Raw genomic sequence first — 21,726 nt, forward strand, 5'->3', positions numbered from 1 at the left:
ACCTTGATACCGGTTTGAACATCTTTCGGGCAAACTCACCTGCAATATCCCACCCAAATGTTGCACTTCATGTCAGGAAAGGAAATATTCGACCGGTATCAGCTGGCGGCTTTAAAAAACGGACTCGGCTCGCGCGAGTTCAATTACGGGAACATTCTGTATCAGGCACTGCGAATCGAAGGAGAGGAAAGGGTTTTCCAATTGCTTGAACTGGCCGAAAATACCGGCAAACGCATCGCCCTCGCTTGTTCGATTCCGAATGCGGAGACCGGCTCCGAACCTAATATGGTCATTCTCGTCTGACACCCACGTTATCCGTTTACAAAGCTTCTCACGTTAAACACGCAATTCCCTTTTGATTTGCGGACAGCCGTAGCGAATTTTGGCACCATCTTGAATGTATGCTGAATTTGCAAATCGTATGGAATTTCTTGTTGTAATCGCCTTTTTCGGATATATCTATTACCTCCGCAACTATGCCGACCTCCGCAGCCCCAGCGAAAAAGAAGCGGCCGCCGTCTCCGAAGGAATCAAACTGTACAACGATGGGCAAATCGATAAAGCCTATACCTATTTCGATTCCAGGATCCGCCAGAAACCCAAGTCCTGCATCGCTTATCTCTATCGTGGTTTATGCCAAAAAGCGCTCGGGAATCCCGAGGCTGCATTGAAAGACATTCAGGCTGGTCTGAGCTATGACGATCAGGTCTTTACGGTTTATCTCGAACTCGGCAAAATTTACCTCGAACAAAACCAACCCGAACAGGCGCTATCGGCCCTGAACAAAGCCGTAAGCGTCTCGGAAGAACAAAGTGAAGCCCCTTATCACTGGCGTGCAAAGGCATTTGAGCAACTTGGCCGGAATATCGAAGCTGAACAAGACACCAAACACGCACAGGAGCTCCGTGCGCGGCTGCAAAAGACCCATTCCGGCTTCAACTCATCCAAGGCTCCATTCTTCGACAAACGACTGGCTATCAACATGGTCATGATCTCCCTCACCAGCGTATTGCTCGTTTACGTGATCAAAAATGCCGAAAGCATTCACCTGCCCTACCTCGTCGCCGTTTTCGCTGCTATCTCCATCGGTTTCGCAGAACCCTATAAAGGTTGGCTTTTGGCTATTATGCAATGCATTCTCATGCTTGCCGGCTATCACTTTTTCACCGACCTCCCGGAAGACCGCGCCCGGCAGGAGCTAGAAAATTTCAGCCTTTACGGATCGATGATCCTCACGTTCGCGGCCAGCTTTTTGGGCGGGTTTTTGAAGAGGGCTTTGAATATGAAGTAACAATCCAAACCCGACGTGCCGGATTGCACCTGCTCACTATACCGAATGTCAGGCTCAATTATTGCAAGGGAAATCCTAAAAACAATTTTAACCATGGACAGTATCGAACGGCAGCAACTCGAAGACAAGATTCTTGCGAAAAGGCAACAGATCGAGTTCGAGCGTACAAACCTGGAAGAAACCATTGCCTTTTCCCCGGAAAACCGCGAAAATCCGGAAGTAATGGAAGAAACCAAAAACTTTGACGATCCTGCACAGAACGTTGTAGAGCAAGGAGAAATGCGGTCGCTCAGAACCGCCGAACAGGAGCTTAATGAATTGCTGAGGCAGCTGGAAACGCTGCGGAACAAATGACCGGTTATTCCAATGCGAGCACAGGAACCGACACTTCCACGGCAGTCGAGTCGGATTCCCCGCCGCTTACTTTCCCTATTCCGAAATCCCCGCGGTTCACCTTAAATCTGCCGTAGAAAACGTGCTGATCACCCGTGCTCCTAAATGCAAACGGGATCGCTATCGCTTTCTTGATACCTTTCAGTTCCAGCTCGCCGCGCACAACGAAACCCGTGTCTGTCCGGCTGACGGACGTCGAAGCAAAATGAATGCGCGGGTATTTTTCCGCATAAAACCACTTGTCGCTTTTGGCATGCTTGTTTTTCAATTCAATGCCCGTATCGATCGAGGCGACATCTACCGACACTTCAAAGCGGGAATCTTCGGGGTGACCGGGATCGAAGCGGATATTGCCTTCCATTTGACGGAATGATCCATGTGCGTATTTGCCGTCGAAGCGGATCTGATAGCCCTCTACAATGCGCCAGCCAGCGACAACCGCAAATGAAAATGCACTCATTATCAATAAACTGACCACTGTTAAATACTTTCTCATTGTCATTTTTAAATAAATCAAGCCACTATGCGCCTGCTTTTGAGCGAGGAGGGATTAATGCCGCGGTATTTTTTAAATGCTATTGAAAAGTGCTGGGCGTGCTCATACCCCAGCAGATCGGAAACTTCCTCCACGGAATAGGAGGAGTCGAGCAGTTGCTGCTCTGCATAGTCCATCCGCAATTTGCGCAGGTAACCAAAAACGGTGGTTCCAAAAAGCTCTTTGAACCCTTTTTTGACCTTAAATTCATTCAAAAGGCAAATCCTTGATAGCTCCGCAAGTGAATGTTCTTCGAGAAAGTGCATGTCGAGGAAATACTTTAATTGATGCAGCTTGTCTGCATCCCCTACCGAAATACCGTCTGCCTGGTTGGGGCCACGAAACTGCTCGACTTGCAGCGCCAGCAGTTCCAACACTTTCGACTGGATCATCAGATTACGTAATGCCCCGCCCTCCCTGCATTGTTTCACCTCCCTTATCAGGCTTTGCATGCGCGGTGTCGTGTTCGCAGTACCCCTAATTCCCGAAAATGGCCTGTTGCAGAGCAAGTTCTTTTGAACGCGTTCGCTCCAATGGTCGTCGCAACCGATGATATTGGAAAAAAATGTCTTATCCAGGCTGATATGGAACATTTCGAGCGAGTCGTTGGCAGAGACCCGGTTGGTATCGCCGCCTTCCGGTGAAAAGACCAGGTTATGCTTACCCGGCCGCATATGAAGGTCGTGTGAAAGCCCTTCGAAAGTGGTGTCGAGCCGTCCTGCCATGTGGAAATTGATGTTGATCGTATCCACCGGCGTGCTGTCGTAAAGGATTACATCTTCCTGCGACGCCCATTGCAGGTTCATGACGTGTACATGCGGAAACACCAGGCTTTTGAACTTCATCTCGCCGACCTTGGGATGATACCGGGTCACAAACTCGTGCGGGTTATCCGCGCGTGCTTCGTGAATGACCGATTGCGGGTTGGGTACCGGAATGAATTCGATGATGTCGGCTGACTGGATGAATGTGGTGGCCATTGGACGGAAGAGGTTTTAACACGGCACTAAAATACGCGCCCGACTGCCCCGCCCCTGCTACTTACTGAGTGAACGGCCCAATTAATCGACATAATCCGTTCGTCGTAGATTTTTATCCGTTGTGCGTAGGTCAATGCGGCACCCTCCCTTGCATTTTTGCCAAAAACTTCAACGCCATGATCAGAAAAATTTTAAAATGGACAGGCATTGTCCTGGCCGGAGTTGCGCTCGTAGCCATCGGCGCTTACGCCTATGTGTCGGTCTCCATGAAAAACCGGATGGCAAAGGCCTACACTTTTGAGAAAGAAACCATTAAAATCCCGACGGACAGCACCACGCTCGCAAGGGGCAAGCATTTGGTCGCTATTAAGGGTTGTCAGGATTGCCACGGGACCAACCTGGAAGGCAAGATCATGAATGACGATGGCGCCATTGGTCGCCTCGTTGCGGGCAACTTAACGCACGGAAAAGGAGGATTACCGGCAAGTTACGAAGTGTCCGACTGGCTCGCTGCGCTACGGCACGGAATTCATCAGGATGGTAAGCCGCTGCTCTTTATGCCTTCGCATGAAACGACATTGCTTTCTCAGCAAGATCTGGCCGCGCTGATTGCCTATTGCCGCCAGATTCCGGAAGTGGACAATGTACTACCCGAAAACGACCTTGGCCCGGTTGCGATCGTCATGAGCTATATCGGCAAAATGCCACTTTTGTCGGTGGAAAAAATCGATCACGAAAAGCCGATGATCGCCCGGGCGGATTCGACGGAGGGTGCGGCTCAGGGCAAATACCTGGCTGTGTCGTGTTCAGGGTGCCATCGTGAGAATTTCAAAGGCGGTGAGCCGCTCGCTCCGGGCTTTCCCCCTGTACCGGATATCACCCGGGCGGGCCACGTAGGCAAGTGGACGAAAGCCCAGTTCATTACCACGCTTACTTCGGGAAAAACCCCGGAAGGCCATGTTCTCAAAAATGAAGATATGCCCTGGAAAATGACGGCGCAGTATACGCGCACCGAGCTTTCTTCTCTCTACGATTACCTGCAATCCATCCAGTAAACGACCTGGCCGGACTTTTGAAGTCCGGCCAGGCGCTCATGTTATTCCTCCCCTGTCGCGATGGGGCGTTCGGTCCGGGACCATTCGCTCCACGAGCCCACATACAGGCTGGCGCCATGGAGGCCGGCTTCCGCCAGCGCGAGGAGCGTGTGGCAGGCAGTGACGCCTGATCCGCAATGCACGATCACTTTACGGGGATCTTTGTCCGCAAGTGCATCCTTATATTTCGCGGCAAGTTCCGCGGGCGGCATAAACTCGCCTTTTTCGTCGAGGTTGGAAGTATAGGGTATATTAACGGCCCCTGGAATATGGCCTGCTACCAGGTCGATCGGCTCGCTTTCACCGAGGTAGCGGTAATGCTCGCGCACGTCGATCACCATCGATTCGGGATCGGCCGCAGCGAGCGCCACGTCATCGGCATCGACCAACGGCATCTGCCACCCGTTGATCGGATATTCTTCCAAAGCGTGCAGCGAAGCTGCTTTTTGTGTTAAATCGATTCCGGCCTCCACGATCGCGTCCAGCCCGCCACTTACTACAAATACCCTTTCATGACCGGCCGCTTTGAGCATCCACCAGAAACGTGCAGCCGCATTAGCGCCTTTTTTATCGTCATACACAACAACCGTCGAAGAAGGGCTGATACCGAGAATCCCCAAAAAGCGCCCGAAATCATCAGGTTCAGGCAGCGGGTGTCGGCCGCCGTTCGATGGGTCACCGGTTTTTTCCGACAAATCGGTTTCGAGGTCTACAAACTGCGCATTTTCGAGGTGCGCCTTGTTATACCGTTCCAGGGCATCGGTCCCTCCCCGCGCATCGATCACGATAGGGTCTTCATTTTCCAGAATGGTTTTAAGCTGGTCTGTGGTAATGATATTCATGTCCGGGTCCTTTTGAAAAAACTTTGGTAAATAACGTTACTTTTCACGAAAACCAGCGTCTAAATAGTCAATGTTCAACTGTTTCGCACGCTATAATCATGAACAAATTGCCCAATTGTTCACAGGCCGTTATTTCAAAAGATAAAATTGAAAGCTATCTGCTGAACTTCGACCATCGTGAAGGAAAGTCAAAAGCAATGTTTTTTAGTAAATTTGGTTATCCGCTTGCGAATAGCCCGGAGTTTTGTGCAGCGCTTAGGGAACTGGCTTGTGAAAGTATCGTTGTACAGGTTGAGGAGCGGCTCCCGTTCGGAACCAGAATTACAACCGAAGGCCCCTTGCGTACGCCTGATGCAAGAAACCCGCGAATACGCATGGGATGGTTCTTTGATAGGGACAATCCTGAAAATCTTCCACGATTAATCGCCGTAATTCCTACGAGATCAAAATGAAAGAGCTGGATATAGTAGTACTGACCCAAGATCTGCCCCAACTGGAACTACAAGTGGGCGACATAGGAACTATCGTAATGACCCATGGGGAAGATGCGGGGTTCGAAGTCGAATTCTGCACGCTAGATGGCGAAACGGTCGCTCTTGAAACACTCCTACCTTCTCAAATTCGCCCGATCACCCGTGGTGAAATTGCACACGTACGCAAGTTGCCAGCCATTGTGGATTCGCATTAATCCAAAAAAATCACGACGAATGTAAGTTTTTCCCAATCTCAACAACCTATTGGGAAAGATTTGATTTTTATGGAGAAAATTTTTCTTGAAACGATCGGGGAGCATCAGCGGATCATTTTTAAGGTGAGCCGGATGTACCGCAATACGCCTGAGGATCAGCAGGACCTTTTTCAGGAAATCGTCTACCAGCTCTGGCGCGCATTCCCCGGCTTCCGGAACGAATCCAAAATCACGACCTGGATTTACAGGATCGCCCTGAACACGGCTATGGCATCCTACCGGAAGCAAAAACCTCCCGTCTCATTGTCCGAACATCCGCCCGATCTTGCCGATACAACTGAGACATCTTCGGAACGGGAGGAATGGCTGTTCCGCGCATTACGAACGCTGGGCGAATCAGAACGCGCACTTATTTCCCTTTACCTCGAAGACTATTCCTACGCCGAAATTGCCTCGGTGACAGGCATCTCGGAAAATTACGTGGGCGTTAAGCTCAACCGCATCAAGGAAAAACTTAGATCACTTTTAACTTCAAAAAACTTATGAATATCGACGATCTGAAATCGGATTGGCGCCGGGCCGGTAACGAACCGCTTTCTGAAAAACAGCTTGCAATGATGACGCGCGTCCGCAACCACCCATCGCTTCGCAAATTGCGGATCAAGTTCATGACTGAGATAATCGCCCTTTCCGCCCTGCTGCTAATGTATTACGATGGCTTCGATGGGGCTCAGAAACCTTTGCTAGCTAATATTTTACTGATTATTAGCATTGTACTTTACATCGTCAACAATGCATTGGGATATACTCAAATCCAAAATCCGTCGGTAAGCGTGAACCTCCGAGAGGCATTGGCCAAACAGACGCGTTCATTGAAACGGTTAGCATTTCTTTCGCTGACATCGTCGGTGCTGTATGCCACTGCCCTTATAGTTTTCTTTACTTATCAAATGGTTTTCACACAGCGCAAATACATCATTTTGAGCGGATTAATACTATCAGCGCTCCTCCTGTTTTACTATTCATGGATCAGCTGGCAAAGAAAAATTGCTCATTTCAAGCAATTGGAAGCAGATTTTTGACATTTTAGCAGGATTAACGATCTATGCGATGATTAGCCAGGAATTTACAGAAGAAGACATTGCCTACCTCCCCGCCCTCGAACCGGAGGGTTGGGGCGATATCCGCCCGCGGTTCGCCTATTTTTTAAAATCCGATTGTTGTAAACCGATCAAAATCGAGGAAAATGGCCAGCCTGTTGCCGTTGGCGCCGCTATTTTCCATGCCGATACGGCCTGGCTCGCTTGCATCATCACACATGGCGAACACAGGAATAAGGGCCTGGGCAGCGCGATCACACGCAGCCTGATCGAAAGCATCGACCGGAACCGTTACCCGACCGTTTATCTCGACGCGACCGAATTTGGCTATCCGGTGTATTTGAAACAGGGTTTCGAAGTCGAGGGGCAATATGCGCATTTAAGAAGGGAAGCGGTCGCCGCAGATATTGCCTTCCCCCCACATATTGAGCCATTTAATGAATCTTTCCGCGATGCGGCCTATGCGCTCGACTACCTGGTTTCCGGCGAGGACAGGCGCGGTGTCATGGCAGAATTTCTCACTGAAGCATCGGTCTATATCGATTTGAATGGAGATTTGCAGGGGGTTTACCTGCCCACATGGAGCGATGGCCCTATCATTGCCGCCACCGACACCGCGGGATTCGCACTCATGCAGATCCGCTCGGCAACGAGGCCCACGGCGATCCTGCCTGTCGGCAATGCCGAAGGCTTGAAATATCTTCAGGAAAACGGGTACAATATGTATAAGACTTCCCGCCGCATGATCCTCGGTCCGCGCAGGGTGTGGCATCCGGAGCGCCTTTACAATCGCATCAGCGGTGCATTGGGCTGATTACCGCAGTTCCAGCTCGCTGATTTTGGAGAATTCGGTGTGCGGCGCCATCGCTTTCACGATCCCTTTGCGATCCACCAATATAAAATAGGGTGTTTCGCTGACCTTATACCGGTGGTTGAAACCATACGATTCCGGAACGGGAATGAAACCGCAGTTCCGTTTCGGGATGGCTTCCAGGCATTCCTCCTCGGTGTTGAGTGTGGTGCCAAGGGAGACGATCTCTATTCCCTTCCTCTTATTTTCATCCACAAAACTAGAAATCACCTTGGTGCTGGCGAATGTGTACAGCGGCTTTTCATAGCGTACCCAGAACCCCAGCAGAATGTACCTGCCCCTTAATTTCTCCGAGTCATATTCTTTCCCGTCGAGACCGCGCATCACAAACGGAGCGATCGGCTCGCCTACTTCCGGCATTAGATCTGGGTTATTCATGACAGAGCCGTCTGGCTGAACGTACAACTGGCTCTTTTTGATGATTTCAAACGAAGAAGCTTTGCCGTATTTGTCGAATATCGGCTGGGTTTTGTAAAGTCCCGGGCTTCTTCGGAGCATATTGTCGTAGGTCTGGTAACTGATCCGCTTTCCGGTAGCGTGGTCAATGATCGGCGAATCCCGCGTCATTACGATTTGCTGGCTTACCTTGCCATTATACCTTACTACTTTCGGTTCATCGGATTGACAAAATGCTGAAAATCTGACAGATCCGACGACTATCAGCGCACAAACAGAAATTTTATTCAGACGGCTCACAAACATTCTCCCACAAAAGATTGTATTAGTATCAATAGTTTGATATTTTTATACACAAATAATCATTCATTGCAACCTCCTAATAACTGGTAATTACCGTCTGATATTTTAGACAAATTTAACTAATTGCAAAATTTAGTATGTACGAGCGGATCCGGGAGAAGTTGGGGATTTTGGCCGATGCTGCGAAATACGATGTTTCATGCTCGTCGAGCGGCAGTAACCGGAAAAATGAAAATAAGGGAATTGGAGATGCGGAAGGAACGGGGATCTGCCACACTTACACCGAAGACGGAAGGTGTGTGTCGTTACTGAAAATACTGCTTACCAACCATTGCATTTACGATTGCGCATTCTGCGTTTCGCGGCGCAGCAATGACATCAAACGCGCTGCATTCACGGTGGAAGAAGTGGTTGAATTGACCATGAATTTCTACCGTCGCAATTACATCGAAGGCCTGTTTCTGAGTTCGGGGATTTTCAAAAATGCCGACTATACCATGGAACGGCTGTTGCGCATTGTGAAGAAACTCAGGCATGAGGAGCGTTTCAATGGTTATATCCATTTAAAAACAATACCCGGGGCCAGCGACGACTTGCTTCGCGAGGCGGGTTTGTATGCCGACCGCATGAGCATTAACCTTGAAATGCCGACGGAAAAAGGCCTGAAACTGCTGGCGCCGGAAAAGTCACACGCGGACGTAAAAAAGCCTTTGAAATACATTCAAAATAACATTACCCAGTTTGAAAGCGAGAGGGCGCTAATCAAGAGCGTGCCGAAATTCGTACCGGCCGGGCAAAGCACGCAGATCGTTGTGGGTGCCACGCCGGAGTCGGATAAAGAGATTTTGTATACTGCGAATGCATTTTACCAGAACTTTTCACTGAAACGGGTTTATTACTCAGGCTACATTCCGATCAGCAACGATGCGCGGTTGCCGGTAATCGGCTCACAACCGCCTCTGATCCGCGAAAACAGGTTGTACCAGGCCGACTGGCTAATGCGCTTTTATGGTTTTAAAGTTCAGGAAATCCTCAACGATATCCATCCGAACCTTGAAGCGGACGTCGATCCGAAGCTGAGCTGGGCATTGCGGAACCTTGACCAGTTCCCCATCGACATCAACACTGCCGACTATTACATGATTCTCCGGGTGCCGGGCATCGGCGTGGGCTCTGCATTGAAAATAGTTCAGGCACGCAAGTTTAACCGGCTATACGAAAGCCATTTGCGGAAACTGGGCATTTCATTTCGTAAGGCACGGCATTTCATCCGGTATGCCGACAGCCCCATGCATTTAAAAGAATATGAAGCCGGCCATATCAAGGGACTTATTTTTTCCGAAAGCAAAAGCAAATACCTGTCAAACCCGAATAATCAGCTGTCGCTTTTTTAATGGAGCTATACATTTTTGACGGATCGCTGGAAGGATTGCTGACGGCCGTTTTCGAATGCTACCAGCGGAAATCGCCCGTTGTAAAGCTGGTGACCGCAACGCACCATGTTCCGGATGTATTCGATGCAGGGTTCCGGGTAGTTTCCGACCGTGAAAAAGGGAAGCGTGTTTGGAAAGGCCTTTGTAAAAAATTGGGGAAAGAATGGCAATTCCGGTTCTATAAGGCATTTCTGTCCGAACAGCCTGAAACTTTTCAGCACTTACTGAATTTCGCCCGCTACATTATCGACCAGCCGGCGGGCGCGTGCGAGAATTTTGCACATCCCGATATTCTGGCCGTTTCCCAGACGGCCCAGAAAGTGCATCGCGAAAAGCACCGCATGGAAGCATTTGTGCGTTTTCAGAAAACCGGTGACGGCATTTATTACGCCCACATCGAACCGGATTTCGACGTGCTTCCCCTCCTTCCCGAGCATTTTCAGAACCGTTATGCCGATCAGCGCTGGATTATTTATGATTTAACCAGAAAATACGGGATGTATTACAATTTGGAAAAAACGGAAGAAATCGAACTCGATGTAGCGCCGCAAATATCGGTCGTCAATGCGCTTCCTTCGGATTTGCTCGACCCGGGTGAGCAGATGTACACGCTGCTCTGGCAGGATTACTTCAAAAGCACCAACATTCAGGCGCGCAAAAATATGCGGCTGCATGTGCGGCATGTACCGAGGCGATACTGGAAGTGCCTTTCGGAGAAGCAGGGATAGATTTTACTGATAATCAATATTTTTCATGTATGTCGCCACGGTTTACACAATAGGTGGTGTCTCCGAAAATGTAGATAATCCAAGTTCGGATTGTCTTTTCCAGCGATCTGCCGGAACATCCATTCATCCACTTTTTCCAGCATGCTATGAAAACTTGTACGTTCCTCATTTGCTTTCTGCTCTCAGCGATTGCTTCATTTGCTACGGCTTCCGAGGATCACTCCCCGTCGAACACCGCTCCATTTACCGTCTGTCTGGAAGCCGAAAATGCCAACGGTGACGGTCCTGTTTCCTCGGACGCGAATGCTTCCAACGGCCTCACACGTGGCTTCCGAAATTCATCGGATTATTTTGTAGAGTACCAAACCGACGTTCCGTCTACCGCAAAATACCAGGTAACCCTCCGGTATTATGCCGAACGAAACTCACTGGTCACCGTTTCTGTCAATGGCGGAAACCCTTACCAGATCGAACTGCCCGCTTCGCATTCCTGGAATATTGTATCGGCAGAACATACCATTGAGGTGAATTTAACGGCTGGCAACAACCGGATTCGCATCAAAGAGCTTCCTGGTTACGACGTAAGGCAGGACAAGGTTTGCTGGACGGAAATCCCCGGAACCGGGGGGCCGATCACCTGCGACTTTCAGGTAAACCCCCATGTGGTGGGAAACATCCCGAGCTATCGGCCCGGGCAAACGGTAACGCTCGACGCCGGTTGCACAGGCACCGATTGCGACGCCGCTTCGCTGAGTTGGTTCGGCAATAACACGAGTCTTTCAGGCGCAGTTGTTTCATTCGACGCCCCGGCAACACCCGGTGACTATACCTACACGTTGTTCGCTAACAAGAGTGGTTGTCCCAATGATACCAGCATAAACGTCTCTTTCCGTGTTGACGTCACGCCGGCCGACTGCGACTTCACCGTCGGATCGATTGTAAGCGACTATACCCCGACGTGTACTCAGCTTATGTCGGTAAGTGCGGAATGCTCCGGAACCGGTTGCCCGGGGCTCACTTTCAAATTGACAGGACCCGACCTGAATGGGACCGGTAATACCATCAATTTCCATGCTCCTTCTCAAAACGGTACATACACCTACACCAGGACCGGCTCCAAACCAGGCTGTCCCGATAAAACCAGTCAATTCCAATTGACGATCTCCGATTGCGGCAGCACTCCTTTCCAGGCTTGCATTGAAGCGGAAGATGCCCAGGGAAATGCTCCCGTTTCGGAAGACGCCAATGCATCGGGCGGCAAAACGAGAGGCGGCAAAGACCTTCCCGACTATTACGTGGAATATGTTGTCTGGGGTGTTCAGGTGGAAGGTCCACACGCCATTACTTTCCGGTACTATGCCGAAGCCAATACCGCCGTTGAAGTAAAAATAAACGACGAAGTCCCCGCCCACAAAATCGAACTTCCGGCTTCCAATTCGTGGAATATAGTCTGGACAGAACGGACGCTTCTCTTTACTTTGAAAAAAGGCGTGAACATGATCCGCGTAAAAGGAATTCCAGGATACAGTCCGGTACGGCAAGACAGGATATGCATCGAAGAAATGCCCGGCACCCCTCCTTCCTGCGACTTCAATATCACAGCGAGTCCCTCTGTCTATGATCCTGCATGTGGCAGCCAATTTACGATGACGGCCAATTGCACCGGCCCGGATTGCGGCTCGGTTTACTACAACTGGTACGACGACGGTGGCTTTGCGCGGTACACGCAGACGATCGACGTTACTGCGCCATCTTTCGTCGGTTCCTTTTATCTTTCGGTATCTGCCGGGAAAGATGGCTGCGCGCAAAAAATCGTCCGTGTTCCGTACTGGGTTACCAGTTGCCCGCCTCCCGGAGGCGGCGGGGTAACTTCCGCCTGTGTGGAAGCGGAGCATTCGGCCAGCAACGGTGCCGGTTCCAGCGATCCTAATGCTTCGAACGGGCAGACGCGCGGCTCTCAAAATAACTACGACTATTATGTGGATTACCAGGTCACTGACTTTGCCGCAGGTACGTACCCTGTCAAGCTCCGTTACTATGCGGAGGCACAAGCGCAGGTGGTTGTGTCGGTAAATGGAAACATAGTTATCTCGGCGGTGCAACTTCCTCCTACCAACAGCTGGAATATCGTTGCACGGGAGGAAACATTCTGGGTAACGTTGGTTCAGGGGCAAAATACAATCCGCATTCAGGGATTGCCTGGGGCAGCCGTTCGCCAGGATAAGATCTGTGTAGGAAACAGCCAGAACAATGCACGAATGGCCGCGCCGGAATCCCTTCAAACTCAAACCGATGTGCCTTTACTGCAAGCCTACCCCAACCCCGCGCCGGGCGAATTCAAAGCCGTTTTCCATTTAAAAACCGGCGAAACGGGTTCAATGCAGGTTACCGACGTGCAGGGAAAAATTTGGCATACACGTAATGTGAGCGGCAAGGGTACGCACGAGGAGCGGATTAACCTCGGCAATGCGCCGGCCGGCATTTACCTGCTGCAAGTGAAGAAGCCGGAGTCGGTGGAAACGAAAAAGATTTTACTCACACGTTAAATGCAAAAAGCGGTTGCCCGGAATGGGCAACCGCTTTTTATTACTTCCATTTACTTCCCAGCCAGGCCTTTCGAAACGCCTGCATCCCGGCTGAAACCGTTTTCCCGGCCTCTTCATAAGTGACGACCTGCAAACGCGGGTTTTCAATCAGTTCCAGCATAACGGTCTTCTGCTCCTCGCGGTGCTTGTATTCCACGGCAATCTGGTCACCGGGTTTGTGGGTTTTGAGTATTGAAACCAGTTCATCGTTTTTGGAAATTGGCTTTCCATCCACTTTCAGGATTTCATCGTCGATGTCCAGTCCGGCTTTATAAAGCGGGCTTCCGATGACGGTGTTTGAAGTGATCATCAGACCTGCACCCTCTTTGTAGCGGATATCGCCGATCCAGGCTTGCCCCTCAAACTGCTTTTTCAGGAGCAGTCCGGCGTTGGCCAGCAGCGGCGCGTAATCCAGCGATTCGTGGCCATTGATATATTTGGCAAAAAATTGCTGTGCAAATGCTTTGTCTTTGGCATAAGACTCCAAAACAACTTGCAGATCGGACACATTATAGGCAATCTCCGGTTTACCATGTTTTGCCCAGACAGCCTTCATAAAATCATCGAGATTCAGTCCTTTACTCCTCAGTTGCAGGTCCAATGCCAACGCCACCGCCGCGCCGTAAGGATAATAGGAAGTGTAAATGTTGGGGTAATTCGTCTTATCGATCGCAACGCCCGCATCTACGAATACCGCGTTGCTGCTTGCCTGCACAGGCGAAATGCGCTTGGCCCCGGCAGTGTTCTCTTTGGTATTCACCAGGGATGTAAGGGTCCGGCAATACTCTTCCAGTGAATCGAACCCCGCCCTTTCGAGCAGTAGGTCACCATAATATTGGGTAAAACCTTCGGCGAACCAGAGCTCGAAACTCATATTGCTCTTTTCGAAATTGAAAGGTTCTAACGTTTTCGGGCGAATGCGTTCGACGTTCCAGGTATGGAAAAACTCGTGTGAGAATACGCCGAGCAGGTTATCAGAACCGTCAAATGCAACCGGCAGGGCTATCATCGTACTGTTCCGGTGCTCCATACCATCGCCTTTTACATAGGGATTTATGCTGGCGAGAAAAGTGTAGCTACCATTATCGAATACCGGAAATTCGCCGAAAACCATACGCGCCTCTTCGGTAATGCGCTTGATTTTACCGGCAAATGCGGTTGCCAGGGAATCGCTGCCCTTCGCTTCCAGTGCGAGCCTGAATTGCGAGGGTTTGTTATCGGCATTCGGTACGGTCCATTCTTTGACAGTAAGTTTCCCGATTTTCGTGGGCGAATCCATGAAGTACTGCAAGTCAGGAGCAGTAAAGACGTTCGCTTCACCGGTTGTTTTGAGTTGGGTAGCAATAGTCCAGGAATTGGGCTTCGGCAGGTTGAACGCGACTGTGATCGGGGCTTTTTCCAACTCTTTTACCCACATGAATGCCGCAGGCATATTCAAATGCACGCTGCTGGCATCGATTCCGGCGTAGGTGCCGTCCGCATGATTGGCGTACAAATTGTATTCAACTTTCACAAAACCATTGATTCCAACTATTTTATAAACATCCCCATCCACACGCTGCACCGGCACGGATTTGCCTGATTTGTCAAAGGCCACCACATCATAAATGTTTTTCCCATACTCGTGCGTGGCGTATCTGCCCGGGGACGAGCGCGACATTCTGAAAAGCAGCTCCTTTTGCGGGGCCTCGGAAACGTTCACAGCAATGTGGGCTTCGTGGTGGACGATATTGGGAAAGGATACATCGTAGCGGATCGTCTGTGCGAATGCGTACGAGCAAAGCATGGGAGCGGCGAACAAGGCGGCCAGTTTTTTCATGGACTGATCAAATGATTTGAATTGACAGCACCCAATTTAAGCCATTCACCCAACATTTAGAGCCGCCATAGGCATACTAACCCGATTATTGCTTAATTTTTCCGGTTCAAATCCCATTAAAACCTTAAATAGTATCGATCGTCCATGAAGAAATTCTTCCTTCCCCTAGCCCTGACCCTCACTATCACCTCGCAACACGCATTCAGCCAGACCAAAGCACTTTTCAATGGCAAAGACCTGAAAGGATGGCACATTGATGTTCCCGAAATGGACAAAAACCCGAACGCTGTGAATCCGTTCCTTGTGCGCGACGGCCTGCTAGTGAGCCTGGGTACACCTGGCGGGCACCTGATCACGGACGCGCAACATGAGAACTTCCGTTTTACTTTCCAATACCGCTTTGCAGCCAAACCTGGCAATTGCGGCGCATTGGTATTCGTTTCAAAGCCGAGAGATTTGTACGAAATGTTTCCCAAATCCATTGAAATACAGCTCATGAACCAGAACGCAGGCGATTTCTGGTGTATTCAGGAAGATATTACCGTACCCGACATGGAAAAACGCCGCGGACCGAAAGAAAAATGGGGCGTGAACGGCGACAAGCTCCGCCGAATCCCTAATCTGACCGACGGCACCGAAAAGCCGCTTGGCGAATGGAATTCGATGGTGATAGAATGTGTTAAGAATTCAATCAAAGTATGGCTCAATGGCGTGCTCGTCAACTATGGCTACGACGCGACGGCTTCGAAAGGGCAAATCGCGTTGCAGTCGGAAGGCTCCGAAGTTGAGTTCAAGGATGTTAAACTGACGCCGATCAAAGCATTATCGAAATAATGAATTTTAAATCAAACCGCCTCGTCAGGAATATCGCCATTGTCGTGGTGCTGATCGCCAATATTGGCTGCGATCAGATATCGAAAAGCGTAGTCAGGGAAAACGTAGGTTTTTACCAAACCATCCACGTCATCCAGGATTACGTGACCATCACTTATGTCGAGAACACGGGTGCGTTTCTCAGCATCGGCAGCGCTTTACCCGAATCGATCAAGATTTTTGTATTGTCGGTCATCCCGCTGATCGCGCTGCTGTTTGGCATTATTTATTTATTAACCAAAAAGAACCTTACCTGGCTGAGCGCCCTCGCATTGAGTTTTGCCATTGGCGGCGGTATCGGTAACATCTACGACCGCCTCGTCCACGGCTCGGTCACCGATTTCATGCACATCAATTTCGGGTTATTTCAAACCGGGATTTTCAATATGGCCGACGTGTCGATCATGACGGGAATGTTTATCTTTTTGTATCAGTCGTACAGCCGGCAGAAGTCGCGGTTTCCGGGGCTTTAATGCAATATTAGGTTAATGTGCGTGTCGCCAACATTGGCGTGTGTTATCCTCAACAATGCAAAGGGCGCTCCTCCGGAGCAAACAAAAAGGACTTCCGGTATCGGAAGTCCTTTTTGCATTTGGAATAATAATGTACCGCTTATTGAGCGCCAACCGATTTGCGGATGATGTTCAATGCGGAACCTGCTTTGAACCATTCGATCTGCTGGGCATTGTATGTATGATTTACAGGGAATTCCTCGTTGGTACCGTCGTTGTGATGCAAGACGATCGTCAGAGGCTGCCCTTCTGCAAATGTTTCCAATCCAACGATATCGATCGTGTCGTCTTCCTGGATCTTGTCATAATCTGCCGTGTTCGCGAATGTCAACGCCAGCATGCCTTGCTTTTTCAGGTTGGTTTCGTGAATACGGGCGAATGATTTGGTCAAAATCGCTCGTACGCCCAGGAAGCGTGGCTCCATCGCCGCGTGCTCGCGGGATGACCCTTCTCCGTAGTTTTCGTCCCCTACCACGATCGTACCGATTCCGTGCGCTTTATAATCACGCTGTACTGCCGGTACCTCTCCATACTGGTTGGTCAGCTGGTTCTTAATGGTGTTGGTTTTCTCGTTGTAATAGTTAACCGCACCAATCAGCATATTATTCGAGATGTTGTCGAGGTGTCCGCGGTATTTCAACCATGGCCCGGCCATTGAAATGTGGTCGGTGGTGCACTTGCCTTTTGCCTTGATCAGGAGCTTCAAACCGATAAGGTCTGTTCCTTCCCATTCCGCAAACGGTTCGAGGAGTTGCAGACGGCTGGAAGTTGGGCTAACCAAAACCTGCACCTGGCTTCCGTCTTCTGCCGGCGCCTGGTATCCTGCATCTTCTACTGCGAAGCCACGGGTTGGCAATTCCAGGCCGCTTGGCTCGTCGAGTAATACTTCAACGCCGTCGGTGTTAACAAGCTTGTCAACACGCGGGTCGAAAGTAAGGCGTCCGGCGATAGCCATTGCCGTTACGATCTCGGGAGACGCTACGAAAGAGTGTGTATTGGGGTTACCATCGGCACGTTTCGAGAAGTTGCGGTTGAATGAGGTGATGATTGAGTTCTTCTCCCCTTTTTCGGCACCGTGGCGCGCCCACTGGCCGATACAGGGTCCACAGGCATTGGCCAGCACGACCCCGCCTATTTGCTCAAATGTATCCAGGAAGCCGTCGCGTTCCACAGTGTATCTCACCTGTTCCGAACCGGGCGTGATGGTATATTCGGAAGTAACCTGCAATTTCTTGTCGACAGCCTGTCGCGCAAGAGAAGCAGCACGGCTTACGTCTTCATAGGAAGAGTTGGTACAGGAACCGATCAGACCAACCGAAAGAACCTCGGGCCAACCATTTTCCCTAACCGCCGTAGCGAATTTGGAAAGCGGCCAGGCCAAATCTGGCGTAAATGGTCCGTTGATATGCGGTTCGAGCGTGGACAGGTCGAGTTCAAGGAGCTGATCATAGTAAGACGCAGGATCAGCGTAAACTTCGTCGTCTGCACGAAGATGTTGTTTAATGGCATCTGCGGCATCGGCAATGTCGGCACGATCTGTGGCTCGCAGGTAAGCGGCGCTCTTCTCGTCATAAGCGAAGATAGAAGTGGTAGCACCGATTTCAGCACCCATATTGCAAATGGTACCTTTGCCGGTTGCGGAAAGACTTTCAGCTCCTTCGCCAAAATATTCAACCACATAACCGGTACCACCTTTTACGGTCAGCTGGCCGGCAACCCAAAGGATCACATCTTTCGCTGCAGTCCATCCGCTCAGTTTGCCTGTAAGCTTTACACCGATCAAACGAGGCATTTTCAATTCCCACGCAAGGCCCGACATGACATCGGACGCATCCGCACCACCGACACCAATCGCGATCATACCCAAACCACCTGCATTAGGCGTGTGAGAATCGGTACCGATCATCATACCGCCCGGAAAAGCATAGTTTTCGAGCACAACCTGGTGGATGATACCCGCACCGGCTTTCCAGAAGCCCAAACCGTATTTGTTGGATACGGACGAAAGGAAGTCGTATACCTCTTTGTTTTTATCTACGGCGTTTTTCAAATCCTGCACAGCGCCCACTTCGGCCTGGATCAGGTGATCGCAGTGGACCGTAGAAGGAACAGCCACCTTCGGACGGCCAGCCTGCATGAATTGCAGCAGCGCCATCTGCGCGGTGGCATCCTGCATCGCAACGCGATCGGGGGCGAAATCTACGTATGACTTGCCACGCTCATAACTTTGCGTAGGGGTTCCTTCCCATAAGTGGGAGTATAAAATCTTCTCTGCCAAGGTCAGAGGCCGCCCTACGATCTTACGGGCGGCTTCTACTCTTTGTTCCATTTGGGCGTAAACACCCTTGATCATATCTAAGTCAAACGCCATATCTCTCAAATTAATGATTACACATTCTCACTTATCAACAACTGTACCACCAGTAACTATCTGCTTAACTGCTTAACGGGAGGTGCAAACTTAGTCAGATCAATGCCCACCACAGCTGCTTTGTATTCCTCCACATTAGGAATCCGTCCAAGGATAGCAGAAAGTACAACCACCGGTGTGGAAGCAAGCAAGGACTCTCCTTTTTTACGGTCTGAATCCTCCACGACTCTACCCTGGAAAAGACGGGTTGAAGTCGCCAGAACGGTATCACCTTTGGCCGCTTTTTCCTGGTTACCCATGCAAAGGTTACAGCCAGGACGTTCCAGATACATCATATTTTCGTATTCGGTCCGTGCTGCGACTTTCGGGGCATTGTCGTCGAACTCGAAACCAGAATATTTCTGCAATACATCCCAATCACCTTCTTTCTTCAACTCTTCGATAATGTTATACGTAGGCGCAGCCACCACGAGCGGTGCGTGGAATTCAACCTTACCTTGCTGCTCTTCCAGGTTCTTAAGCATCTGGGAGACGATTTTCAAGTCGCCCTTATGAACCATGCAGGAGCCGACAAAACCAAGATCTACCTTTTTATCTTCGCCATAGTAGGACAGCGGACGAATGGTATCGTGCGTGTAACGCTTTGAAACCTCTTTATTATTCACATCCGGATCTGCAATCATAGGTTCTACGATCACATCAAGGTCAATAACAACCTCGGCGTAATATTTGGCATTCGCATCCGGGGTCAGCGCTGGCTTTTCACCTGATTTAATCTCCGCGATCCGCTTATCCGCCTTATTGATCAATCCCTGAAGAACCTGCTTGTGGTTTTCCATGCCTTTATCGATCATGATCTGGATCCTGTTTTTCGCAATTTCCAGTGACTCGATCAGCGTGTCATCCTCAGAAATACAAATTGAAGCCTTAGCCTTCATTTCTGCAGTCCAGTCTGTAAAAGTGAATGCCTGGTCGGCAGGAAGCGTTCCGAGATGAACTTCGATGATCCTGCCCTGAAATACATTCTCTCCGCCGAACTTCTGCAACATCTGAGCTTGTGTGGCATGCACCACATCACGGAAATCCATGTGCTCCTTCATGTCGCCCTTGAAAGTCACTTTCACCGATTCAGGAATCGGCATGGATGCTTCACCGGTAGCCAATGCGAGCGCAACGGTTCCTGAGTCGGCGCCAAATGCAACACCTTTGGACATTCTTGTGTGAGAGTCGCCACCGATGATGATCGCCCACTCGTCCACGGTAATGTCGTTAAGCACCTTGTGAATTACGTCGGTCATCGAGTGATATTCCCCTTTCGGGTCGCGCGCGGTGATCAAACCGAAGTCATTCATAAACTTCATCAGTTTTGGAATGTTAGCCTGAGCCTTTTTATCCCAAACTGACGCCGTATGGCAGCCCGACTGGTATGCGCCGTCAACGATCGGAGAAATAACCGTGGCAGCCATAGATTCCAGCTCCTGCGCGGTCATCAAACCCGTCGTATCCTGCGAACCGACGATATTGACCTCTACACGAACATCTGAACCAGCGTGCAGCACTTTACCCGGCGTAGTACCGACAGCGTTTCTGTTAAAGATCTTTTCGACTGCGGTAAGGCCCTGTCCTTCATTAGAAATCTCTTTTGAGGGAGCAAATACCGGTGTTGGTTCGATACCCAGAATCTTCGCTGCAACCGTCTGAATTTTTTTTCCGAATACGATTGCATACGATCCTCCGGCCCGGATGAATTCCTTTTTCTGAGGTGTAAGTGCCTTCGAAATATCAATCAGTTCCTGATCGCCATGATAGAGCTTCTTCGTTTTTGTATTAATGGTCAGAACGGTGCCCGTGGCAACAGAGTAAACTTCTTCAAGAACAGGGTCACCACTTTCATTGCGGACGACATTACCATTTTCATCGACCTTTTTTACCCAGTTTTTCAGGTCGATACCGATACCACCGGTAACGTCAACCGTTGTGAGGAAAATCGGAGAGATGCCATTTGTACCGCCAACGATCGGGGCGATATTGACAAATGGGATGTATGGGCTTGCTTGTTTACCCGTCCAAAGCGCCACGTTATTAACGCCCGACATTCTGGACGAACCAACGCCCATAGTCCCCTTCTCAGCGATCAACATCACGCTCTTGCCAGGATGTTCTTCCTGCAATACCTTGATTTCCTGTTGTGCCTGTGGGGTAATCATGCATTTACCGTGCAATTCACGGTCCGACCGGGAGTGAGCCTGGTTGCCCGGAGAGAGCAAATCAGTCGAAATGTCGCCTTCGCCGGCGATGTATGTAACAATATGAATTTCTTCGGGGACTTCCGGCAGCTTGGTAAAAAACTCAGCCCGCGCATAGCTTTCGAGAATATCCCTGGCGATTTCATTGCCGATTTTGAATGCTTCTTTCAGCCGGTCTGTGTCCGCATCATAAAGGAAAACCTGTGTTTTAAGAACCTCTGCAGCTTGTTTCGCGATAGAGGCTTCGTCACCCAGGGCGAGATCGATTAATACGCCAATGGAAGGGCCGCCTTTCATGTGGGACAGCAACTCAAAAGCAAAAGCTGGTGATATTTCTTCGACTACGGATTCCCCGAGAATGATCTCTTTTAAAAACCTGGCTTTCGCACCGGCAGCACTCGTGGTCCCTGGTAAAGTGTTGTAAATAAAAAATTTAAGAGAGTCTTCCCGGTGCTCGTTTTCTGAATCTTTGATTTGTGCGATGATCTCACCTAGCAATTCGGCACCATCGATCGGCTTCGGGTGAAGCCCCTGGGTTTTTCTTTCTTCAATCTCTTTAATGTAGTCCTGATAGATATTCATGATGAAATCTTTTCTATGTTAAAGGCAATATCTGTTGTCAATAAAACGGGCAAAAGTACGAAATTACGGAATATACGGGGGCAT

General features: G+C 49.9%; 21 protein-coding genes. 14 read left to right on the plus strand and 7 right to left on the minus strand.

Annotated features, from left to right (window positions below):
- The first annotated feature begins 69 nt into the window (after positions 1 to 69).
- The 3 genes from IEY24_RS07435 (at position 70) to IEY24_RS07445 (ending at position 1,645) form a co-directional block, all read left to right on the plus strand.
- Complete coding sequence (locus IEY24_RS07435) at positions 70 to 303, plus strand: hypothetical protein (protein ID WP_229221569.1); 234 nt, start codon at positions 70 to 72, stop codon at positions 301 to 303.
- Positions 304 to 421: 118 nt separating this feature from the next.
- Positions 422 to 1,291 (plus strand): tetratricopeptide repeat protein, encoded by an 870-nt coding sequence (locus IEY24_RS07440; protein ID WP_188930158.1) that lies wholly within the window; start codon positions 422 to 424, stop codon positions 1,289 to 1,291.
- A gap of 93 nt (positions 1,292 to 1,384) precedes the next feature.
- The gene (locus tag IEY24_RS07445) at positions 1,385 to 1,645 is read left to right on the plus strand and encodes a hypothetical protein (RefSeq protein WP_188930160.1); all 261 of its coding nucleotides are present in this window, start codon (positions 1,385 to 1,387) and stop codon (positions 1,643 to 1,645) included.
- Positions 1,646 to 1,649: 4 nt separating this feature from the next.
- On the opposite strand, the gene IEY24_RS07450 is transcribed toward IEY24_RS07445, so the two are convergent.
- Complete coding sequence (locus tag IEY24_RS07450; RefSeq protein ID WP_229221571.1) at positions 1,650 to 2,180, minus strand: YceI family protein; 531 nt, start codon at positions 2,178 to 2,180, stop codon at positions 1,650 to 1,652.
- 17 nt (positions 2,181 to 2,197) lie between these two features.
- Entirely contained in the window at positions 2,198 to 3,199 is a 1,002-nt protein-coding gene (locus tag IEY24_RS07455; protein ID WP_188930162.1) for a helix-turn-helix transcriptional regulator, read from the minus strand.
- Between the two features lie 176 nt (positions 3,200 to 3,375).
- Here IEY24_RS07455 and IEY24_RS07460 point away from each other — a divergent pair, with 176 nt between their 5' ends.
- On the plus strand, positions 3,376 to 4,254 hold the full coding sequence (locus IEY24_RS07460; protein ID WP_188930164.1) for a c-type cytochrome: 879 nt from the start codon (positions 3,376 to 3,378) through the stop codon (positions 4,252 to 4,254).
- Positions 4,255 to 4,295: 41 nt separating this feature from the next.
- On the opposite strand, the gene IEY24_RS07465 is transcribed toward IEY24_RS07460, so the two are convergent.
- Positions 4,296 to 5,135 carry a sulfurtransferase gene (locus IEY24_RS07465; RefSeq protein ID WP_188930166.1) on the minus strand — a complete coding sequence of 280 codons (840 nt, stop codon included), beginning with the start codon at positions 5,133 to 5,135 and terminating at the stop codon, positions 4,296 to 4,298.
- Between the two features lie 98 nt (positions 5,136 to 5,233).
- Between IEY24_RS07465 and IEY24_RS07470 the strand changes: the two genes are divergently transcribed.
- The 5 genes from IEY24_RS07470 to IEY24_RS07490 all read left to right on the plus strand — a co-directional run bounded on the left by IEY24_RS07470 (position 5,234) and on the right by IEY24_RS07490 (position 7,737).
- A complete protein-coding gene (locus tag IEY24_RS07470; protein WP_188930168.1) occupies positions 5,234 to 5,587 on the plus strand; it encodes a DUF6883 domain-containing protein in 354 nt (117 codons plus the stop codon).
- Entirely contained in the window at positions 5,584 to 5,823 is a 240-nt protein-coding gene (locus IEY24_RS07475; protein ID WP_188930170.1) for a DUF4926 domain-containing protein, read from the plus strand. Before IEY24_RS07470 ends, IEY24_RS07475 begins: the two co-directional genes overlap by 4 nt.
- A gap of 69 nt (positions 5,824 to 5,892) precedes the next feature.
- Positions 5,893 to 6,369, plus strand: coding sequence for an RNA polymerase sigma factor (locus IEY24_RS07480; RefSeq protein WP_188930172.1), 477 nt, complete (start codon positions 5,893 to 5,895; stop codon positions 6,367 to 6,369).
- Entirely contained in the window at positions 6,366 to 6,905 is a 540-nt protein-coding gene (locus tag IEY24_RS07485; protein WP_188930174.1) for a hypothetical protein, read from the plus strand. The genes IEY24_RS07480 and IEY24_RS07485 overlap by 4 nt, the downstream gene beginning before the upstream one ends.
- Before the next feature lie 28 nt (positions 6,906 to 6,933).
- A complete protein-coding gene (locus tag IEY24_RS07490; protein WP_188930176.1) occupies positions 6,934 to 7,737 on the plus strand; it encodes a GNAT family N-acetyltransferase in 804 nt (267 codons plus the stop codon).
- On the opposite strand, the gene IEY24_RS07495 is transcribed toward IEY24_RS07490, so the two are convergent.
- Positions 7,738 to 8,496 (minus strand): thioredoxin family protein, encoded by a 759-nt coding sequence (locus IEY24_RS07495; protein WP_188930178.1) that lies wholly within the window; start codon positions 8,494 to 8,496, stop codon positions 7,738 to 7,740. It abuts the gene before it with no gap.
- 134 nt (positions 8,497 to 8,630) lie between these two features.
- On the opposite strand from IEY24_RS07495, the gene IEY24_RS07500 reads away from it, so the two are divergent.
- The 3 genes from IEY24_RS07500 to IEY24_RS07510 all read left to right on the plus strand — a co-directional run bounded on the left by IEY24_RS07500 (position 8,631) and on the right by IEY24_RS07510 (position 13,200).
- Positions 8,631 to 9,887 (plus strand): putative DNA modification/repair radical SAM protein, encoded by a 1,257-nt coding sequence (locus IEY24_RS07500; protein WP_188930180.1) that lies wholly within the window; start codon positions 8,631 to 8,633, stop codon positions 9,885 to 9,887.
- A complete protein-coding gene (locus IEY24_RS07505; RefSeq protein WP_188930182.1) occupies positions 9,887 to 10,654 on the plus strand; it encodes a TIGR03915 family putative DNA repair protein in 768 nt (255 codons plus the stop codon). The genes IEY24_RS07500 and IEY24_RS07505 overlap by 1 nt, the downstream gene beginning before the upstream one ends.
- Positions 10,655 to 10,800: 146 nt before the next feature.
- Positions 10,801 to 13,200, plus strand: a complete 2,400-nt coding sequence (locus IEY24_RS07510; RefSeq protein WP_188930184.1) for a T9SS type A sorting domain-containing protein — start codon at positions 10,801 to 10,803, stop codon at positions 13,198 to 13,200.
- Between the two features lie 40 nt (positions 13,201 to 13,240).
- Here IEY24_RS07510 and IEY24_RS07515 read toward each other — a convergent pair whose 3' ends face one another.
- Positions 13,241 to 15,058, minus strand: a complete 1,818-nt coding sequence (locus tag IEY24_RS07515; RefSeq protein WP_188930186.1) for a M61 family metallopeptidase — start codon at positions 15,056 to 15,058, stop codon at positions 13,241 to 13,243.
- A 144-nt stretch (positions 15,059 to 15,202) separates the two neighbouring features.
- On the opposite strand from IEY24_RS07515, the gene IEY24_RS07520 reads away from it, so the two are divergent.
- The gene (locus IEY24_RS07520) at positions 15,203 to 15,892 is read left to right on the plus strand and encodes a 3-keto-disaccharide hydrolase (RefSeq protein ID WP_188930188.1); all 690 of its coding nucleotides are present in this window, start codon (positions 15,203 to 15,205) and stop codon (positions 15,890 to 15,892) included.
- Positions 15,892 to 16,404, plus strand: a complete 513-nt coding sequence (lspA, locus tag IEY24_RS07525; protein ID WP_188930190.1) for a signal peptidase II — start codon at positions 15,892 to 15,894, stop codon at positions 16,402 to 16,404. The genes IEY24_RS07520 and lspA overlap by 1 nt, the downstream gene beginning before the upstream one ends.
- A 139-nt stretch (positions 16,405 to 16,543) precedes the next feature.
- Here lspA and IEY24_RS07530 read toward each other — a convergent pair whose 3' ends face one another.
- Positions 16,544 to 18,814: an aconitate hydratase gene (locus tag IEY24_RS07530; protein WP_188930192.1), complete on the minus strand. Its 2,271-nt coding sequence runs from the start codon at positions 18,812 to 18,814 to the stop codon at positions 16,544 to 16,546.
- Between the two features lie 56 nt (positions 18,815 to 18,870).
- Entirely contained in the window at positions 18,871 to 21,642 is a 2,772-nt protein-coding gene (locus IEY24_RS07535; RefSeq protein WP_188930195.1) for a bifunctional aconitate hydratase 2/2-methylisocitrate dehydratase, read from the minus strand.
- Between the last annotated feature and the right edge of the window lie 84 nt (positions 21,643 to 21,726).

Origin of the sequence: Dyadobacter endophyticus, from assembly GCF_014641595.1 — a bacterium.
Taxonomy (GTDB): domain Bacteria; phylum Bacteroidota; class Bacteroidia; order Cytophagales; family Spirosomataceae; genus Dyadobacter; species Dyadobacter endophyticus.

What these genes read in the sequence shown, in the direction of transcription:
- IEY24_RS07435 (WP_229221569.1), top strand. Translation starts at nt 70, where the DNA reads ATGTCAGGAAAGGAAATATTCGACCGGTATCAGCTGGCGGCTTTAAAA.
- IEY24_RS07495 (WP_188930178.1), bottom strand. Translation starts at nt 8,496, where the DNA reads ATGTTTGTGAGCCGTCTGAATAAAATTTCTGTTTGTGCGCTGATAGTC.
- IEY24_RS07520 (WP_188930188.1), top strand. Translation starts at nt 15,203, where the DNA reads ATGAAGAAATTCTTCCTTCCCCTAGCCCTGACCCTCACTATCACCTCG.
- IEY24_RS07500 (WP_188930180.1), top strand. Translation starts at nt 8,631, where the DNA reads ATGTACGAGCGGATCCGGGAGAAGTTGGGGATTTTGGCCGATGCTGCG.
- IEY24_RS07510 (WP_188930184.1), top strand. Translation starts at nt 10,801, where the DNA reads ATGAAAACTTGTACGTTCCTCATTTGCTTTCTGCTCTCAGCGATTGCT.
- IEY24_RS07470 (WP_188930168.1), top strand. Translation starts at nt 5,234, where the DNA reads ATGAACAAATTGCCCAATTGTTCACAGGCCGTTATTTCAAAAGATAAA.
- IEY24_RS07490 (WP_188930176.1), top strand. Translation starts at nt 6,934, where the DNA reads ATGATTAGCCAGGAATTTACAGAAGAAGACATTGCCTACCTCCCCGCC.
- IEY24_RS07450 (WP_229221571.1), bottom strand. Translation starts at nt 2,180, where the DNA reads ATGAGAAAGTATTTAACAGTGGTCAGTTTATTGATAATGAGTGCATTT.
- lspA (WP_188930190.1), top strand. Translation starts at nt 15,892, where the DNA reads ATGAATTTTAAATCAAACCGCCTCGTCAGGAATATCGCCATTGTCGTG.
- IEY24_RS07455 (WP_188930162.1), bottom strand. Translation starts at nt 3,199, where the DNA reads ATGGCCACCACATTCATCCAGTCAGCCGACATCATCGAATTCATTCCG.
- IEY24_RS07505 (WP_188930182.1), top strand. Translation starts at nt 9,887, where the DNA reads ATGGAGCTATACATTTTTGACGGATCGCTGGAAGGATTGCTGACGGCC.
- IEY24_RS07535 (WP_188930195.1), bottom strand. Translation starts at nt 21,642, where the DNA reads ATGAATATCTATCAGGACTACATTAAAGAGATTGAAGAAAGAAAAACC.
- IEY24_RS07460 (WP_188930164.1), top strand. Translation starts at nt 3,376, where the DNA reads ATGATCAGAAAAATTTTAAAATGGACAGGCATTGTCCTGGCCGGAGTT.
- IEY24_RS07480 (WP_188930172.1), top strand. Translation starts at nt 5,893, where the DNA reads ATGGAGAAAATTTTTCTTGAAACGATCGGGGAGCATCAGCGGATCATT.
- IEY24_RS07530 (WP_188930192.1), bottom strand. Translation starts at nt 18,814, where the DNA reads ATGGCGTTTGACTTAGATATGATCAAGGGTGTTTACGCCCAAATGGAA.
- IEY24_RS07475 (WP_188930170.1), top strand. Translation starts at nt 5,584, where the DNA reads ATGAAAGAGCTGGATATAGTAGTACTGACCCAAGATCTGCCCCAACTG.
- IEY24_RS07515 (WP_188930186.1), bottom strand. Translation starts at nt 15,058, where the DNA reads ATGAAAAAACTGGCCGCCTTGTTCGCCGCTCCCATGCTTTGCTCGTAC.
- IEY24_RS07445 (WP_188930160.1), top strand. Translation starts at nt 1,385, where the DNA reads ATGGACAGTATCGAACGGCAGCAACTCGAAGACAAGATTCTTGCGAAA.
- IEY24_RS07440 (WP_188930158.1), top strand. Translation starts at nt 422, where the DNA reads ATGGAATTTCTTGTTGTAATCGCCTTTTTCGGATATATCTATTACCTC.
- IEY24_RS07465 (WP_188930166.1), bottom strand. Translation starts at nt 5,135, where the DNA reads ATGAATATCATTACCACAGACCAGCTTAAAACCATTCTGGAAAATGAA.
- IEY24_RS07485 (WP_188930174.1), top strand. Translation starts at nt 6,366, where the DNA reads ATGAATATCGACGATCTGAAATCGGATTGGCGCCGGGCCGGTAACGAA.